This is a genomic window from Pantoea sp. GL120224-02 (genome assembly GCF_900215395.1).
In the GTDB taxonomy this organism is placed as follows: Bacteria; Pseudomonadota; Gammaproteobacteria; order Enterobacterales; family Enterobacteriaceae; genus Pantoea; species Pantoea communis.
This window is the reverse complement of sequence record NZ_OBEC01000001.1, coordinates 1,049,745-1,066,399: the sequence shown is the minus strand read 5'-3', so window position 1 is coordinate 1,066,399 and position 16,655 is coordinate 1,049,745. Positions and strand designations below refer to the sequence as shown.

12 protein-coding genes are annotated in these 16,655 nt (G+C 56.2%); 6 read left to right on the top strand and 6 right to left on the bottom strand.

Annotated elements, in window-relative coordinates:
• Positions 1-466: 466 nt before the first annotated feature.
• Together araA and CRO33_RS04865 are read right to left on the bottom strand one after the other, a co-directional pair.
• The gene (gene araA, locus CRO33_RS04870; RefSeq protein ID WP_097117237.1) at positions 467-1,957 is read right to left on the bottom strand and encodes an L-arabinose isomerase; all 1,491 of its coding nucleotides are present in this window, start codon (positions 1,955-1,957) and stop codon (positions 467-469) included.
• A gap of 11 nt (positions 1,958-1,968) precedes the next feature.
• The gene (locus CRO33_RS04865; RefSeq protein ID WP_097117236.1) at positions 1,969-3,654 is read right to left on the bottom strand and encodes a ribulokinase; all 1,686 of its coding nucleotides are present in this window, start codon (positions 3,652-3,654) and stop codon (positions 1,969-1,971) included.
• A 366-nt stretch (positions 3,655-4,020) separates the two neighbouring features.
• Here CRO33_RS04865 and CRO33_RS04860 point away from each other — a divergent pair, with 366 nt between their 5' ends.
• The 5 genes from CRO33_RS04860 (at position 4,021) to CRO33_RS04840 (ending at position 9,796) form a co-directional block, all read left to right on the top strand.
• On the top strand, positions 4,021-5,004 hold the full coding sequence (locus tag CRO33_RS04860; RefSeq protein WP_034827390.1) for an arabinose ABC transporter substrate-binding protein: 984 nt from the start codon (positions 4,021-4,023) through the stop codon (positions 5,002-5,004).
• Between the two features lie 144 nt (positions 5,005-5,148).
• Positions 5,149-6,669, top strand: coding sequence for an L-arabinose ABC transporter ATP-binding protein AraG (gene araG / locus CRO33_RS04855; RefSeq protein WP_097117235.1), 1,521 nt, complete (start codon positions 5,149-5,151; stop codon positions 6,667-6,669).
• A gap of 17 nt (positions 6,670-6,686) precedes the next feature.
• Positions 6,687-7,673: an L-arabinose ABC transporter permease AraH gene (gene araH, locus CRO33_RS04850; RefSeq protein ID WP_097117234.1), complete on the top strand. Its 987-nt coding sequence runs from the start codon at positions 6,687-6,689 to the stop codon at positions 7,671-7,673.
• 87 nt (positions 7,674-7,760) lie between these two features.
• Positions 7,761-8,678: an arabinose operon transcriptional regulator AraC gene (araC, locus tag CRO33_RS04845; protein ID WP_097117233.1), complete on the top strand. Its 918-nt coding sequence runs from the start codon at positions 7,761-7,763 to the stop codon at positions 8,676-8,678.
• Positions 8,679-8,755: 77 nt separating this feature from the next.
• A complete protein-coding gene (locus tag CRO33_RS04840; protein ID WP_034827382.1) occupies positions 8,756-9,796 on the top strand; it encodes an oxidoreductase in 1,041 nt (346 codons plus the stop codon).
• Positions 9,797-9,908: 112 nt separating this feature from the next.
• On the opposite strand, the gene add is transcribed toward CRO33_RS04840, so the two are convergent.
• The 3 genes from add to malX all read right to left on the bottom strand — a co-directional run bounded on the left by add (position 9,909) and on the right by malX (position 13,790).
• Positions 9,909-10,907: an adenosine deaminase gene (gene add / locus CRO33_RS04835; protein ID WP_034827380.1), complete on the bottom strand. Its 999-nt coding sequence runs from the start codon at positions 10,905-10,907 to the stop codon at positions 9,909-9,911.
• A 118-nt stretch (positions 10,908-11,025) separates the two neighbouring features.
• The gene (locus CRO33_RS04830; protein WP_097117232.1) at positions 11,026-12,204 is read right to left on the bottom strand and encodes a MalY/PatB family protein; all 1,179 of its coding nucleotides are present in this window, start codon (positions 12,202-12,204) and stop codon (positions 11,026-11,028) included.
• A complete protein-coding gene (gene malX / locus CRO33_RS04825; protein WP_097117231.1) occupies positions 12,201-13,790 on the bottom strand; it encodes a maltose/glucose-specific PTS transporter subunit IIBC in 1,590 nt (529 codons plus the stop codon). Before malX ends, CRO33_RS04830 begins: the two co-directional genes overlap by 4 nt.
• A gap of 179 nt (positions 13,791-13,969) precedes the next feature.
• Here malX and malI point away from each other — a divergent pair, with 179 nt between their 5' ends.
• Positions 13,970-14,995 (top strand): Mal regulon transcriptional regulator MalI, encoded by a 1,026-nt coding sequence (malI, locus tag CRO33_RS04820; protein WP_097117230.1) that lies wholly within the window; start codon positions 13,970-13,972, stop codon positions 14,993-14,995.
• Positions 14,996-15,029: 34 nt separating this feature from the next.
• Here malI and CRO33_RS04815 read toward each other — a convergent pair whose 3' ends face one another.
• Positions 15,030-16,529 carry a YdgA family protein gene (locus tag CRO33_RS04815; RefSeq protein ID WP_097117229.1) on the bottom strand — a complete coding sequence of 500 codons (1,500 nt, stop codon included), beginning with the start codon at positions 16,527-16,529 and terminating at the stop codon, positions 15,030-15,032.
• Positions 16,530-16,655: the final 126 nt, after the last annotated feature.

Genomic DNA, 16,655 nt, shown 5'->3' with positions numbered 1-16,655 from the left:
GAGACAAAGGTGGGCAGTGGAGTAAAGCGTACGCCGCAGGGATGCGGCGTCCGAGGCTACAGGGATGTATTCACGCCGACTTTACGCAACGCCCACCTTTGTCGACTGAACCGCGCGTTTTTAGCCACAGCACCCATCTTTGTAAGTTAGGTGGAGTTGCTGATGGTTCGGTGCGAAGCCCCCTAAAGGCCAGCCCGATCGCAAAGGAACCCCGCATCCATGCAGATCGACCGCGCCATCCCTGGCGCGAACGCTTTGCTCTTCGGGCTGGCCTTTAGGGTGCAATTGAGACTGTCATTGCTGTAGTCAGTGCAAACCTGAAAATTCGATTCAAATTCAGCGCCAAAAAAACCGCAACGAACCTGCATAAAGGAGACAAAGGTGGGCGTTGCTATGCTGCCTGGATCGCAGGTTTTAGCCACAAAAAAGCCGCGACTCAACGCGGCTTCAACAGGTCATAACACGATCAGCGCGCTAACCGGTAATACGCCTCGTTCCAGCGCAATGCATCTTTAAACGCCGGCAAACGCGTATCCTCATCGATTACCAGCACCTCGATGCCGTTCAGCTCGCCGTACAGGTACATATCATCCAAATCCAGTGCCTGACTAAACACCGTATGGTGTGCGCCGCCGGCAAGAATCCATGCCTCGGAAGCGGTAGCCAGTGAGGGCTGGGCACGCCACAAGGCACGCGCGACCGGCAATTTCGGGAGCGGTTTCGGCTGCTCAATCGCATCTACCACATTCACCAGCAAACGGAAACGATCGCCCATATCAATCACACTGGCATTCACCGCGCGACCGGCTGGCGTGGAGAAAATCATGCGCGCCGGATCGGCTTTGCCACCAATGCCGAGGAACTGAACATCAATCAACGGCTTCACCTCTTTGGCAATCGATGGGCACACTTCCAGCATATGTGAACCCAGCACCAAATCATTGCCCGGTGAGAAGTGATAGGTGTAATCCTCCATAAATGAAGTACCGCCCGCACGATTCCCGGCTTGCACCTTCAAAATATGCAGCAGCGCAGCGGTCTTCCAGTCACCTTCACCGGCAAAACCATAACCCTGGCCCATCAAACGTTGAACGGCCAAGCCTGGCAACTGCGTCATGCCGTGCAGAGTCTGGAAATTAGTGGTAAAGGCTTTGCAGCCCTCATCATCGAGGAAACGCTTCAAACCTAATTCAATGCGCGCCGCATCCAGCACGTTCTGACGCTTCTCGCCATTCACGGCGGCAGCCTCGCTGAACAAATACTGGCTCTCGTATTCATCGATCAGCGCATGCACATCGCCATCGCTGACGCTGTTCACCACCTCAACGAGATCGCCGACGCCCCAACCGTTGACCGAATAACCAAACTGAATCTGTGCCGCCACCTTATCGCCTTCGGTCACCGCCACTTCGCGCATATTGTCGCCAAAGCGCGCCACTTTCAGCTGCTGACTGGCCTGCTTCGCTAGTGCCGCATTGATCCAGCGTCCGATGCGTTGCTGGCTGGTCTTATCCTGCCAGTGGCCGGTCACCACGCTGTGCTGTAAGCCCATGCGCGCGCCGATAAAGCCGAACTCTCGACCGCCATGTGCGGTCTGGTTCAGATTCATAAAGTCCATATCCATACTGTCCCACGGAATTTCTGCGTTGAACTGGGTATGGAATTGCAAAAGCGGCTTATTCAGGATACTCAGCCCACCAATCCACATCTTGGCCGGTGAGAAGGTGTGTAACCAGGTCATGATGCCGACACAACTATTGTCGTGATTGGCCTCGCGGCACAGCGCCAGCGCTTCATCCGGTGATTTCACCAGCGGCTTCAACACCAGCGGTACCGGCAGTGTGCCCGCCTGATTCAATCCGTCCATCACCTGGCGTGCGTGATGTTCAACCTGGCGCAAGGTTTCCGCTCCGTAGAGATGCTGCGTTCCAATCACAAACCAAACGTTCTGTTCCATTTCTCGCTCCTTTACTTAGCGGATGTGGCGCGGGCGGCATACTGAGGTTCAGCGGCCTGGCACCAGTTTTGATAGCGTTGATAAAGTTGTTGATAGCCCGCCACGCGCAGACTGTTGGGCTGCAAGGTCACGGCGATCGGACTCGCCATCACCTGCTGTGCGGCAGGCACATCGGCATACACGTTTGCGGCGACGGCGGCAAAAATGGCAGCACCCAGCGCGCAGCACTCGTCAGAAGCCACGATATCCAGCGGACGGTTCATCACGTCGCAACAGGCTTGCATAATGGCGGGGGACTTCCGTGCGATACCGCCGAGCGTCAGAATGCTCTCCACCGGAATCTGCTGCTTCTCGAAACACTCCATAATGGCGCGGGCACCAAACGCCGTGGCGGCCACCAGACCACCAAATAACGCAGGCGCGTCGGTGCCAAGATTCAAATCGGTGATCACGCCTTTCAGGCGCTGATTGGCATCCGGTGTGCGACGCCCGTTGAACCAATCGAGTACCACGGGCAGATGATCGAGTTGCGGATCGGCGGCCCAGGCTTCAGTTAGGGAACGGATTAAATCCTGCTGCATTTCGGCGAGTTGCGGCTGCAACTCAGGATGGCGCGCCACCGCCTGCTGCAGCGGCCAGCCCAGCAAGCGGCTAAACCAGGCGTAGATATCACCAAACGCCGATTGACCCGCTTCGCAGCCGATGGCGCCCGGTACCACGCTGCCATCGACCTGGCCGCAAATGCCTTTAATGGCGCGATCGCCGACTTTCTCGCTGTCGGCAATTAAAATGTCGCAGGTTGAGGTGCCAATCACTTTCACCAGCGTATAAGGCTGCGCGCCCGCACCGACCGCGCCCATATGACAGTCGAAGGCCCCACCGGACAAAATTACCTGCTCAGACAATCCCAAACGCTGCGCCCATTCGCTGGAAAGCGTGCCCACCGGTACATCAGCAGTTAAGGTGTCGGTAAACAATGGAGAATCCAGCTGCTCAACCAACATCGGATCGAGTGCACGGAAAAAATCTGCGGGCGGTAAACCCTGCCATTCAGGATGCCACAGCGATTTATGCCCGGCGGCGCAGCGTCCGCGCCGCAGCTGCGTCGGGGCAGTGCGACCGCTCAACAGTGCCGGTACCCAATCGCAGAGTTCCACCCAAGACACTGCCGCATCACGCACTGCTGCATCCTGGCGTGACACGTGCAGAATCTTGGCCCAGAACCACTCCGACGAATACACGCCGCCGATATAGCGGGTGTAATCGGTGAAATGACCGTTGCGGCACAGCTGATTAATCTCTTCCGCTTCTTCAATCGCGGTGTGATCTTTCCACAACACAAACATAGCGTTGGGGTTGGTGGCGAATTCCGGGCGCAAGGCTAACACGTTGCCGTCACGGTCAATCGGTGCAGGGGTTGAACCCGTTGAATCCACGCCTATCCCCACCACGGCAGCGCGTTGTTCGGGAGTTAACGCTTGCACCACCGCGACCACCGCCTGCTCCAGCGCGTCGATATAGTCTTGAGGATGATGACGAAAACGGTTGGCATGTGCGTCACAGAATTCTCCCTTCGCCCAGCGTGGGTAGTTCACCACCGCCTTTTCCAGCTCTTTACCACTGTGGCAGTCCACGGCGAGGGCACGCACCGAGTCACTGCCAAAATCCAGCCCAATTGTTATGGCGCCAGCACCCATTGGGATTCTCCTGTGTGAGTTATCTGGCTCTATCCTGGAATGCGGGTGCATAAGCGGTTAGTCATCGCTGGCTGAGAATATGCACTTTTCTGTCATCGGAACCGTTCTGTGATCGGCAGCAAAAGTTAATGACTGGTTAATTTCGCTGAATATATGGAGGAATTAGTCATCGTTTTGGGATGTGATACCGCTCTACATTTTTCTTCGCCATTACCGCTACAACTAGCCCAGCGTTTGCACAGCCTTTGTACAACCTTTGAGCTAACGCGCTGATTTTGCGCTGTACCCAAACGTGAAATCCAATTGGTAGCGTTTACACCGATTCGTTATTAACAGCGATAAAACATCATTGTGCCGGAGAGCATCATGCATAAATTCACTAAAGCGCTGGCGGCGGTAGGTCTCGCCGCGGTTATGTCACAATCCGCTATCGCCGAGACCATGAAACTCGGTTTCCTCGTCAAACAACCGGAGGAACCCTGGTTCCAGACCGAATGGAAGTTCGCAGATAAGGCTGGCAAAGATCTTGGCTTTGACGTGATCAAAATTGCCGTACCCGACGGTGAGAAAACCCTGAATGCCATTGATAGCCTGGCGGCAAGCGGGGCCAAAGGCTTCGTGATTTGCACCCCGGACCCGAAGTTGGGTTCAGCCATCGTGGCGAAAGCGCGTAGCTATGGCCTGAAAGTGATTGCGGTTGATGACCAGTTTGTTACCGCCAAAGGCAAGCCAATGGACACCGTGCCGCTGGTGATGATGGCCGCAACCAAAATCGGTGAGCGCCAGGGTCAGGAACTCTACAAAGAGATGCAGAAGCGCGGCTGGGATGCGAAAGAGACCGGCGTCATGGCGATTACCGCCAATGAGCTGGACACTGCGCGTCGTCGCACTGGCGGTTCGATGGACGCCCTGAAAGCCGCCGGATTCCCGGAGAAACAGATCTATCAGGTGCCGACCAAATCTAACGATATTCCGGGGGCATTTGATGCCGGTAACTCGCTGCTGGTGCAGCATCCAGAAGTGAAACACTGGCTGATTGTCGGCATGAATGACAACACCGTGCTGGGTGGCGTGCGCGCGACCGAAGGCCAGGGCTTTAAAGCGCCCGACGTGATTGGCATTGGCATCAACGGTGTGGACGCGGTGAGCGAGCTGTCTAAAGGCGCACCAACCGGCTTCTACGGTTCGCTGCTGCCCAGCCCGGATGTGCACGGTTATAAGAGCAGCCAGATGCTCTACAACTGGGTGACCAAAGGCGAAGAGCCCGCGAAATTCACCGAAGTCACCGATGTGGTGCTGATTACCCGCGACAACTTCAAAACTGAGTTGGCGAAGAAAGGGCTGATGTAAGTCGCCTGATTGATAAACGCAGCCTCCATCCCGGGTGTTGCAGCAGGTTAGCCATCGCGTTTGCTCCCGTTTCATTGATGGCTGGGGCAAAGCGCGAAGACAACCCAGCAACGGCGCGAAAGATGGAGGCGAAGAGGAGTTTCCATGGAAACTGATCAAGCTTTTCTGTCCTTTCATGGCATCAGTAAAACCTTTCCGGGCGTGAAGGCGCTGCAGGATATCTCATTCCAGTGCCGCGCCGGGGAAGTGCATGCGCTGATGGGCGAAAACGGCGCGGGAAAGTCCACGCTGTTAAAGATTCTCAGCGGCAGTTATCAGCCGACTGAAGGTGAGATTCGCATCAAAGGTGAAGTGAAAAGCTTCAACAACACCGTGGATGCGCTGGATGCGGGCGTAGCGATCATCTATCAGGAACTGCATCTGGTGCCGGAGATGAGCGTGGCGGAGAACATCTATCTCGGCCAGCTGCCGCACAAACGTGGGTTGGTGAATCGCAAACTGCTGCGCTACGAAGCGGATTTGCAGCTTAAAAATCTCGGCATGGATATCGATCCTGATATGCCGCTGAAATATCTGTCGCTCGGCCAGTGGCAAATGGTGGAGATCGCCAAAGCGCTGGCGCGCAATGCGCGCATTATCGCTTTTGATGAGCCGACCAGTTCACTTTCAGCGCGTGAAATCGAGCATCTGTTCCGCGTCATTCGTCAGCTGCGCGATCAGGGCCGTACGGTGCTGTATGTGTCGCACCGTATGGAGGAGATCTTTGCCCTGAGCGATGCCATCACCGTGTTCAAAGATGGTCGCTATGTGCGCACTTTCACTGATATGCCGAATACGCATCATGACGACCTGGTGCAGGCGATGGTCGGTCGTAACCTTGGCGATATCTACGGCTATGCGCCGCGCGCCTTGGGCAAAGTGCGTTTGCAGCTCGATCAGGTCGAAGCCAAGGGCGTGCGTATGCCGATTTCGCTCACGGTACGAGCCGGTGAAATCGTCGGCCTGTTTGGTCTGGTAGGTGCGGGGCGCAGCGAATTGATGAAAGGGCTGTTTGGAGCCACCAAACTGCGCGGCGGCAGCGTGTCGCTGGATGGCAAAAAGCTCAACATCCGTCAGCCGATCGATGCGATCCGCGCGGGCATCATGCTGTGCCCGGAGGATCGTAAATCCGAAGGGATTATTCCGGTGCACTCGGTGCGCGACAACATCAATATCAGCGCGCGCCGCCATAACCTCACGGCGGGTTGTCTGATTAAACCCGGCTGGGAGGCGAAAAACGCCGATCTTCACATCCGCTCATTGAATATCAAAACGCCAGGCCCGCAGCAGCTGATCATGAACCTGTCAGGGGGCAATCAGCAGAAGGCTATTCTGGGTCGCTGGTTGTCCGAAGAGATGAACGTGATTCTGCTGGATGAGCCGACGCGAGGTATTGATGTGGGTGCCAAGCATGAGATCTACAACCTGATATACCAACTGGCAAATAAAGGGATCGCGGTGCTGTTTGCCTCCAGCGATTTGCCCGAAGTGATGGGCCTGGCTGACCGCATCGTGGTGATGCGTGAAGGAGAAATTGCCGGAGAACTGCCACACGACGCGGCCACGGAGCAGCTGACGCTGAGCCTGGCGATGCCGAAAACCCCTCAAGCGGCCGCCGTGGCCTGATGTAAAGGAGAGCAACAATGGCTTCATCTACCACTTCCAACACGCCACCGGTGCAGCGTAACGGCCTTCAGCTGGGGCGTATTTGGGATAACTTCGGCATGCTGGTGGTCTTCGCGCTGCTGTTTATCGTTTGCGCCATCTTCGTACCCAACTTTGGCACGTTCATCAATATGAAAGGGCTGGGGCTTGCCATGTCGATGTCCGGCATGGTGGCCTGCGGCATGTTGTTCTGCCTCGCGTCAGGCGATTTTGACCTTTCCGTAGCCTCGGTCATCGCCTGTGCCGGTGTGGTAACCGCCGTGGTGATCAACATGACGGAGAGTCTGTGGCTGGGCGTTGCGGCCGGTTTGATACTCGGCATGGTCACCGGATTCATCAACGGCTTCGTGATTGCCCGGCTGAAGATCAATGCGCTGATCACCACGCTGGCGACGATGCAGATTGTGCGTGGTCTGGCCTATATCTTCTCTGACGGTAAAGCGGTCGGCATCGAGGATGAACGCTTCTTCACCCTCGGTTATGCCAACTGGCTCGGCTTGCCAGCGCCGATCTGGCTCACCATCGCCACCATGATTGTGTTTGGTTTCGTGCTGAATAAAACCACCTTTGGCCGCAACACGCTGGCGATTGGCGGTAATGAAGAAGCGGCTCGCCTGGCCGGGGTGCCGGTGGTGCGTACCCGCATCATTATCTTCATTCTTTCGGGACTGGTTTCGGCAGCGGCGGGCATTATTCTGGCCTCGCGCATGACCAGTGGTCAGCCGATGACTTCACTCGGTTATGAATTGATCGTGATTTCAGCCTGTGTGCTGGGCGGCGTTTCGCTGAAAGGTGGCATCGGTAAGATCTCTTATGTGGTGGCGGGCGTGCTGATTCTGGGTACGGTTGAGAATGCGATGAATTTATTGAATATCTCGCCATTCTCACAGTATGTGGTGCGCGGTTTGATACTGTTAGCGGCGGTGATTTTTGACCGCTACAAACAGAAAAACAAAGCGGCCTGATTCCAGCCGTAAAAATGATGCAGGGCGGCCAGTGGGTCGCCCTTCTGGCGCGCGGCACTGCGCATTTACAGGTTACCGTGAGGCACTATGTATCATCGTGAACCCCCTGGTGAGCAGCAGAACCCACTGCTACCCGGCTATCCGTTCAATGCCTGGCTGGTGGCGGGCTTAACACCGATCAATGCCAACGATCAGCTGGACTTCTTTATCGACCGACCGCTCGGCATGAAGGGTTACATCCTTAATCTGACCATCAAAGGTCAGGGCCGCATTTTTGATGGCGAATCGGCGTTTGACTGCGAACCCGGTGACTTGCTGCTGTTCCAGCCTAAAACCCCGCACTACTATGGCCGTTCACCAGACAGCTCATGCTGGTTCCACCGCTGGGTCTATTTCCGTCCACGGGCATACTGGACGGACTGGTTGCAGTGGCAGGATGAGAGCCAGGGCGTGGGGCGGTTACGCTTGCCGGAAGCGCAACGTGCCGAGTTTGATCGTCTGTTTGCCAGCATTGAGCAAACCCACAATTCAGGCCGTCGCTTTGCCGAGGAACTGGCGATGAATCTGCTGGAGCGCTTGCTGCTGCGTGCGGTGGAGGAGGATCCGCGCAGTCATCAGCAAATTCGCGATCCGCGCGTGATTGAAGCCTGCCAATACGTCACCAACCATCTGGCAAGCGAAGTAAAAATCGAGGAAGTGGCGCGGCATGTGTGTCTTTCCCCGTCACGACTGGCGCATCTGTTTCGCGAACAGATGGGGATTAATCTGCTGCGCTGGCGCGAAGATCAGCGCGTCATCCGCGCCAAACTGTTACTGCAAACCACGCAGGAGCCCATTGCCTCGGTCGGGCGCGAAGTGGGTTATGACGATCAGCTCTATTTCTCTCGCGTGTTCCGCAAACGGGTCGGCGTCAGCCCCAGTGATTTCCGCCGTCGCAGTCAGGATGCGCACGATGCCCTGGTGGCGCAGGAAAGCTGGCAACCGGCACGGAGTGCTATCTCCTGAGTTTTCAGGTGATTCCGCCTTGTTGTTACTGGCTGATTCGTCTTAAATCAGTCTGGTAACGAACAAGAGGAATGAGAATGAGCGATAAATTACGTGTCGGCCTGATTGGCTACGGTTTTGCCAGCAAAACCTTTCATGCTCCTTTGATCGTCGGTACGCCAGGCGTTGAACTGGCAGCCGTCTCCAGCAGCGATGCCAGCAAGGTGCATGCAGATTGGCCCTCGGTGCAGGTGGTCTCTGATCCACAAGCCCTGCTGGATGACCCGACACTGCAACTGATTGTGATACCGACGCCAAATGATACTCACTTCCCGTTAGCCAAAGCGGCACTGAATGCCGGTAAACATGTGGTGGTGGATAAACCGTTTACCGTGACACTGTCACAAGCGCGTGAGCTGGATGCACTGGCCAAGGCCAAAGGGCTGCTGCTCTCCGTATTCCACAATCGTCGTTGGGACAGTGACTTCCTGACGCTGAAAACTTTGCTGGCTGATGGCGCCTTAGGTGATGTGCGTTATCTCGAATCGCATTTTGATCGCTTCCGCCCTGAAGTTCGTCAGCGCTGGCGTGAGATGAAAGGCCCGGGCAGCGGTATCTGGTTTGATCTTGGACCGCATGTGTTGGACCAGGCGCTGCAATTATTTGGTCCGCCGGTGGCGATCAATGTGGATATGGCTGAACTGCGCCCGGGAGCGCAAACCACCGATTATTTCCACGCAGTACTGACTTATCCCACTCGTCGCGTGGTGTTACATGCCAGCATGTTGGTGGCGGCTGAATCTGCACGCTTTGTGGTGCACGGCACGCGGGGCAGCTATGTCAAATACGGCCTGGATCCGCAGGAAGATCGTCTGAAAGCGGGTGAACGTCCACCGCAGGAAGACTGGGGCTACGACATGCGCAACGGTACCCTGACGCTGGCAGAAGGCGATGTGATGGTGGAGAAAGAGCTGCTGACGCTGCCGGGTAACTATCCGGCATACTACGCGGCAATTCGTGATGCGATTGCGGGCACCGGTGATAATCCGGTACAGGCTGAAGAGGCGATTCAGGTGATGGAGCTGATTGAACTCGGTTTACAGTCCGCTGAGAAGCGCCAGACGATGTCGCTGAAGTGATAAAACGAAAGCGCACCCTGCGGGAACCGATGCTATAAAAGCTCAGTTCACCCAGGTGCGGCTTGATTAAAAAGGTGCGCAGCAATGCGCACCTTTTTTACTTTAAGGCGCGTTATCCCGCCACGCGCTGACGCAGTGCAGCTTTCTCTGCATCGCTGAGGAAGGCAATTGTCACACCATTTTCCTGCGCCTGGCGCATCTCTTCGGCGGTGAGTCCTGCCTGCGGCGCAGCGTGCTCATACTCATGCGCCAGCTCAATACCCTGAACTGCCGGATCATCGGTGTTGATGGTGGCGAGAATACCGTGTTGCAGGAAGGCTTTGAGCGGATGAGTGGCCAGTGAAGCTACCGTGCTGGTCTGAATGTTCGAGGTCATGCAGGATTCGATACCAATGCGCTGCTCAGCCAGGAAATCCATCAGCGCGCGGTCTTCAATCGCTTTCACACCATGGCCAATACGCTCCGCGCCGAGTTCGCGAATCGCCTGCCAGATGCTTTCCGGGCCAGCAGCTTCACCGGCGTGCACGGTAATACGGAAACCAGCATCACGCGCGCGATTGAAGTGGCTGAGGAACTCACTGCCCGGGAAGCCGAGCTCATCACCAGCCAGATCGACGGCGGTAATGCCATCGCGGTGTGCCAGCAAACCTTCCAGTTCGCGCAGGCAGGCTTCATCACCAAAGGTACGGCTCATAATGCCGATCAGGTTCACATCCACGCCATACTGTTTTACGCCAGCGCGCACGCCATCAATCACGGCTTCCACTACACCGGCAATCGGCAGGTTATGCGTCATCGCCATATATCCTGGTGAGAAACGCAGTTCCGCATAGTGAATACCGGCGCGTGCGGCATCTTCCACGTTTTCCAGCGCAATGCGGCGGCAGGCATCTAAATCGCCCAGCACTTTCACGCCCCAATCCAGCTTCTGCAGGAAGCTCACCAGATCGGGTTCATTGGCCGTCACTTGCACATGCGGACGTAGATCGTCGAGCGAGTTGGCTGGCAGCGCGAGATTAAACTGGCGACCTAAATCAAGAATGGTTTGTGCGCGGATGTTGCCATCAAGGTGGCGGTGGATGTCGGTCAGGGGGAGTTTCAGGTCAATCATGTCGCACTCGCTAAAGTTTCATAAAGTGCAGAGCATTATAAAAACATCTTGCGCAACAGCGCCAGTGATTTGCGCAAGTCGTGAAATGGATGCTGAATTAATCAGCATCCGAGCGCATTTAATACGATTTTAAAGCCGCAATCAGGCGATCCAGCCCGTCATCCAGCTTGCTACGTGGACAACCCGCGTTGAGGCGCAGATAACCGCGGCTGGCATCACCGTAAGTCGAACCCGGCATGATCGCCACCTTGTACTGATGAATCAGCTGCTGTTGCAGTGCCTGCTCATCAATACCGAGCGGAGTGAGATCAATCCATGCCAGATAGGTGGCGGCAGGGGGCTGCCAGCTCAGCGCAGGAAACGCGGCATTCAGTCGTTGCGCGATGTGCTGCATATTCGCCTGCAAATAATCGCGCAGTGCATCCAGCCAGGCTGAACCTTCACGATACGCGGCAATGGTCGCCGTGACGGCCATCACCGCCGGTGACGATAAACCATCCTGCTGCTTCAGTGCGTGGAACCACGCCTGGCGATCGGCTTCATGCGGAATGATGCCCCACGCGCCGGTCAACGCCGGAATGTTGAAACTCTTTGATGCCGACGTGAATAACGCCCAGGAAGATTGCGCCACCTGGCTCCACGGGGTGTGGTGTGCGTCGCCCAACACCATATCCATATGGATCTCATCGCTGATCACTTTCACATCGTGACGCGCACAGAGCGCGGCCATTTGCTGCAACTCCTCACGCCGCCACACTTTGCCGGTAGGATTGTGCGGGCTGCACAGCAGCATCACTTTGCAATCGGGTCGCGCCAGCAGCGGTTCCAGCTGCGCCATATCACACTGCCAGTCATTACCCTGGCGCTGTAGCGGCAGTTCCAGCACGCGGCGCTGATTACCGTTGATGGTGTGATAAAACGCTTCGTAGGCGGGCGTATGAATCAGCACTTCATCGCCGGGTTTGGTCCAGTGGCGCAGCAATTGCGCCACCATGTAAATCACCGACGGGCCGTAAACCAGCGATTGCGCCTCAACCTCTGTGGCAAAACGATTCTTCATCCAATATTGAATGGCCGAGGTAAAGTCCTTGTGCTGCCAGCGGCTGTAGCCCAAGACGCCATGGTTTAACCGCTGTTGCAGGGCCTCAATGATGCAGGGCGCCGTGGCGAAATCCATATCGGAGATGGTGAAGGGCAATAAGCCCTCCACACCGAAGCGGTCCGCCACGAAATCCCACTGCGTGCACCAGCTGCCGTGGCGATCCACGGCCTGGTCGAAATCAAACCTCTGCATCATGACACCGTCGCGCTCATCAGGTGTGCCATTTCATCTTTCACCGACTGCACCTGCGGACCGATCACTACTTGCAGACTGGTTTGGTTGAGATGCACCACACCAATTGCGCCATTGGCTTTCAGTGCGGCATCGTTCACTTTGCTCATGTCCGCAATGGTAAGACGCAGGCGCGTCAGGCAGTTATCCAGCGAGGTGATATTTTCCACACCGCCCAGAGCCGCCAGAATCGCCGGGGTGTTGTAGCCTGATTTCCCCACGCCTGCGCGGCTGACCTGCTGTTCCACGCTGCTGGTTTCTGCTTCGCGACCCGGTGTTTTGATATTGAAGCGGGTAATAGCAAAACGGAAGATGGCGTAGTAGCCCACGAACCACACTGCCGCAATCACCGGCACCCAATACCATTTGGTGGAGAGGCCGTGCAGCACGCCGAACACGAAGAAGTCGATAACGTTGCCGTCGGTGTTACCGATGGTCACGCCGAGTATCGCCATCACGGTGAAGCCCAGCCCCGTCAACAGGGCGTGGATCAAATACAGTACCGGAGCCACGAACAGGAACAGGAATTCGATCGGTTCAGTAGTCCCGCCGACCACGCAAGCCACCACACCCGAAATCAGCAGCCCTTTAATTTTGTGACGATTTTCAGGACGTGCGCAGTGATAAATCGCCAGTGCGGCACCCGGCAAACCACCGAGGAAGGCCGGCATTTTGCCTTGCGACAGGAAACGCGTGGCGCTTTCCGCAAAGCCGTGGGTATCCGGGCAAGCCAGCTGCGCCTGGAAGATGGTGAGGGCACCGCTGACGCTCTTTCCACAGACGTCGAGCGTGCCGCCCGCATCGGTGAAGCGAATAATTGCCACCAGAATATGTTGCAGACCAAACGGCAGCAGCAGACGTTCGCCGGTGCCGAAGATCATCGGGCCAAATTCACCCGCACTGTTGATCATCCAGCCGAGGCCGGTGATGGCGCGCGCAAAGAATGGCCAAATCAGAGGCACCACTAAGCCGAGTAAGCCCATCACCACGGTGGTGACAATCGGCACAAAGCGCGTACCGCCGAAGAAGGCCAGCGCATCCGGCAGACGGATATTGTGGAAGCGTTCATGCAGCCAGAACACCACCACACCAACAATCACCGCGCCGAGAATACCGGTGTCGATCGACTGAATGCCAAGGATGTTTTGTACGTTGTTGGCTTTCAGCACCGCTGCGTCGGTGGTTGGCAGAATGCCATTGATATTGAGCCAGAAGTTCACGCTCAGGTTTAGCACTGCGTAGCCGACAAAACCGGCAAAGGCAGCGACGCCTTTGTTCTCCCGCGCCATGCCCAGTGGAATCGCAATCGCGAACATCACCGGCAGATAACTGAAGGCAAATGAACCCAGCTTCGCCATCCAGATAAACAGATATTGCAGGAACGGCTGATCGAGCATCGGAATCAGCGTCAGCACATCGTGGCTGCTCAGTGAACTACCGATCCCGAGCAAAATGCCGCAGAACGACAGCAGGGCAACGGGCAACATAAAGGTTTTACCCAGACTCTGGAAAAATTCCCAAAGTGACATTTTGGGTCGGCTGGCGGACATAGTCTCTCCTGGTTAAAAAGCGGCAAATTATCAAAATGGTAAAGAATGATAAAACGTTTTACCAAGCAGTTTTGCGGCTATAGTCACAAAGCGTGACTAATCCCAGGCTTTATTTTTGCGTGAATCAGTGTAACGATTTACCTCTTTGTTTCTTCATCAGTTGTTGGAAACGGAACCGGATGTCACAGCCTAAAACCACTATTCACGATGTCGCGCAGGCGGCTGGCGTATCGGTATCGACAGTCTCTCTGGTGCTGTCCGGTAAAGGACGTATCTCTTCCGCCACGGCCGAGCGGGTTAATCAGGCGATTGAACAGTTGGGTTACGTACGTAACCGTTCAGCTTCCATCCTGCGTGGCGGTGAGAGTGGTGTCATAGGTTTGATTGTGCGCGATCTCAGCCAGCCGTTTTATGCGGCGATGACGGCGGGGCTGAGTGAAGTGCTGGAGCAGCAGGGAAAAGTGTTGGTTCTGACGCAAAGCGGACAACACGGGCAGCATCTGCAACGCTGCTTCGATTCCCTGGCCGCACAGGGCGCGGATGGCATTGTGTTGGGTGGTGCCGTTGCGCAGGCGGATACGCTGGTCGCGCAGGCGCATGAGCAACAGATTGCACTCATTTGCGCCGCGCGGGCCAGTAGCCTCGATAAGGTCGATTCCTTGCGTCCGGATAACAGCCAGGCGGCGCGCATCGCCACCGAATATCTGATCCGTCAGGGGCATCAGCGTATCGCGTGGGTCGGCGGATTGGGTTCTTCTCTAACGCGCGCGGAACGTATTGGCGGCTATTGTGCGACCCTGTTGCAATACGGCTTACCGTTTCGTCCAGACTGGATCATTGAGTGCGACGATCGGCAGCAGAGCGTATCGGCATTGACGCAGGACCTGCTGCATCACCATCCGCGCATCACCGCTATCATTGCCCATAACGCCAGTACCACGCTCGGCTGCTATTTTGGTGCGATCCACAGCGGACGCTCGCTGGGCGAAGATGCGGTGGACAGCTACTTCACGCAAAAGCTGGCGCTGGTCGGCTTTAATGACGATCCGCTACGCGAGTCGTATGACTCCTCGCTAACGTTTGTCAGTAGTGAAGCGCGTGATGTGGGAAGGCGAGCGGGGGAAAGGATGCTGCAACGACTGGCGAAACCGGATGCGGAAGTGCAAACGCTGATTGTGCCGCCGCAGTTGGTGCGGGGCGTTTAGCGGCGCGATAGCTCGCGCCGCGGGTATATCGCTGTTACTCAGGCATCCCTTCGCTGGTCTGCGCGCCCAGCATATAGCGTGACAGGAACTGCTCCAGTGACATCTTGTCGCCGTTCATAGTCACCTGACCGTTGCCATATTGCAGGCTGGTGGTGATGTTATCATCCTGCTGCTGCGTCAGACGGAACATCTGGCCCATTGCCGCCAGACCTTTCACCTGCTGGTCCGCCAGCTTCTGCGCATCGTCGCTCTGATAACCTTCAGCCAGCCCCACATGACGCATCGCTTCGGTAGCCATTGGCATATTGATGTTCAGTTTGCCATCCAGGGTTTTCAGCACGCGATCCACTGCTGCGCCCAACGTCTGCGCTTCACCGGTGACGGTAGCGGGATCGTTAAAGCCGATGCTGAGGTTAAAGGTACTTTCCCCTTTATCGTTTTTCCAGCTCAGCGGCGCGATGCTGACGGTCGGTGAACCCTTCAGCAGCGTCGGCAGGTTATTCTTCAGGATGGTCTGCACGCTAGCCTGATAGCGGACGGGATCCTCGACTAAACCTGGCTGGTTCAGCAGTGCCTGCATCTGCGCGTTGTAGCTGTCCGAGAAGGTTTTCACCGCTTGCGCATCAAACTGCGCAAACTTCATCGCCAGCTTAGCTTCGCCGAACGGCTGCTTCTGCAGGCTGATGTTGCCGACGTTCATATTCAGATCGCCGCCGATTTTGCCATCTTTATTATCGAAGGAGGATTGGGTGTCCAGCTTCTGCAATGACAAACCTTCCTGACCGTTAATGCTGGCGTCGAGTTTATCCAGACTGATGGACTGATCCCCCACGCGCACACCTTCCGGGCTGAGATGGGTATCACCCTTCAGCTTCAGGCCGTTAAGGGTAAACAGCACCGGCTGCTCAACCTGGTTTTTGCTGGTAACAGCGATGCTGGAGAAATCGCCATTCAGACTGACTTTATCGCCCTTGCTGTCGGCGCTGATTTCCAGGGTGCCGCCGTTGGTGGCAAAGCGGTCGCCGGTCTGCGCGTTGTTATAATCCACCGCCAGCAGATCCAGTGCCGTGTCAGTGGCACTGCTGTACCCGACGCGCGTATCAGCGGTCACCAGCGATTTACCGTTGGTGAGTTCAAACAGTTTCTTCACCGCATCGGTGTTTTCCAGCTCGGTATGCACCGAAGCCATGCTCGGAATCAGGCTGCCGCGCTTCAACTGTGCAAAGGGGAAGGGACCATGGTCGATGGTTTCGTTCAGCACGATGCTTTGACCCGGCTTCAGCAGCGGGTTGTCTTCCGTCTGTGAACTGGCCTGAATCACCAGCTTAGTTTTGCTGCTGAAGATGCCGCGCTGGTAATCCTGGTAGCTAAGCGTCAGGCGAGCGTTCGGTGCATAGGCATTAAGCTGGGTGTTGGCGTTCTGCAACATCTGATCCATATGGCTTTCCAGCTGCTTGCCGGTAAACCAGGCCGCGCCTGTCCAGATCACGCCGATCGCTACAATTACACCTACGGCAACCTTGGTCTTTTTCATCGCTGAGTCGTCCTTATCCTTGGGTCCGCACGCCGCTGCTTGGGGGCGGCGGTGAAGAAAAACGCCCGCAGGCGTTTTAAAGTAATAGTTTGAAAGAATAGCAGTTAATGCTGGTATCGTCAGCCG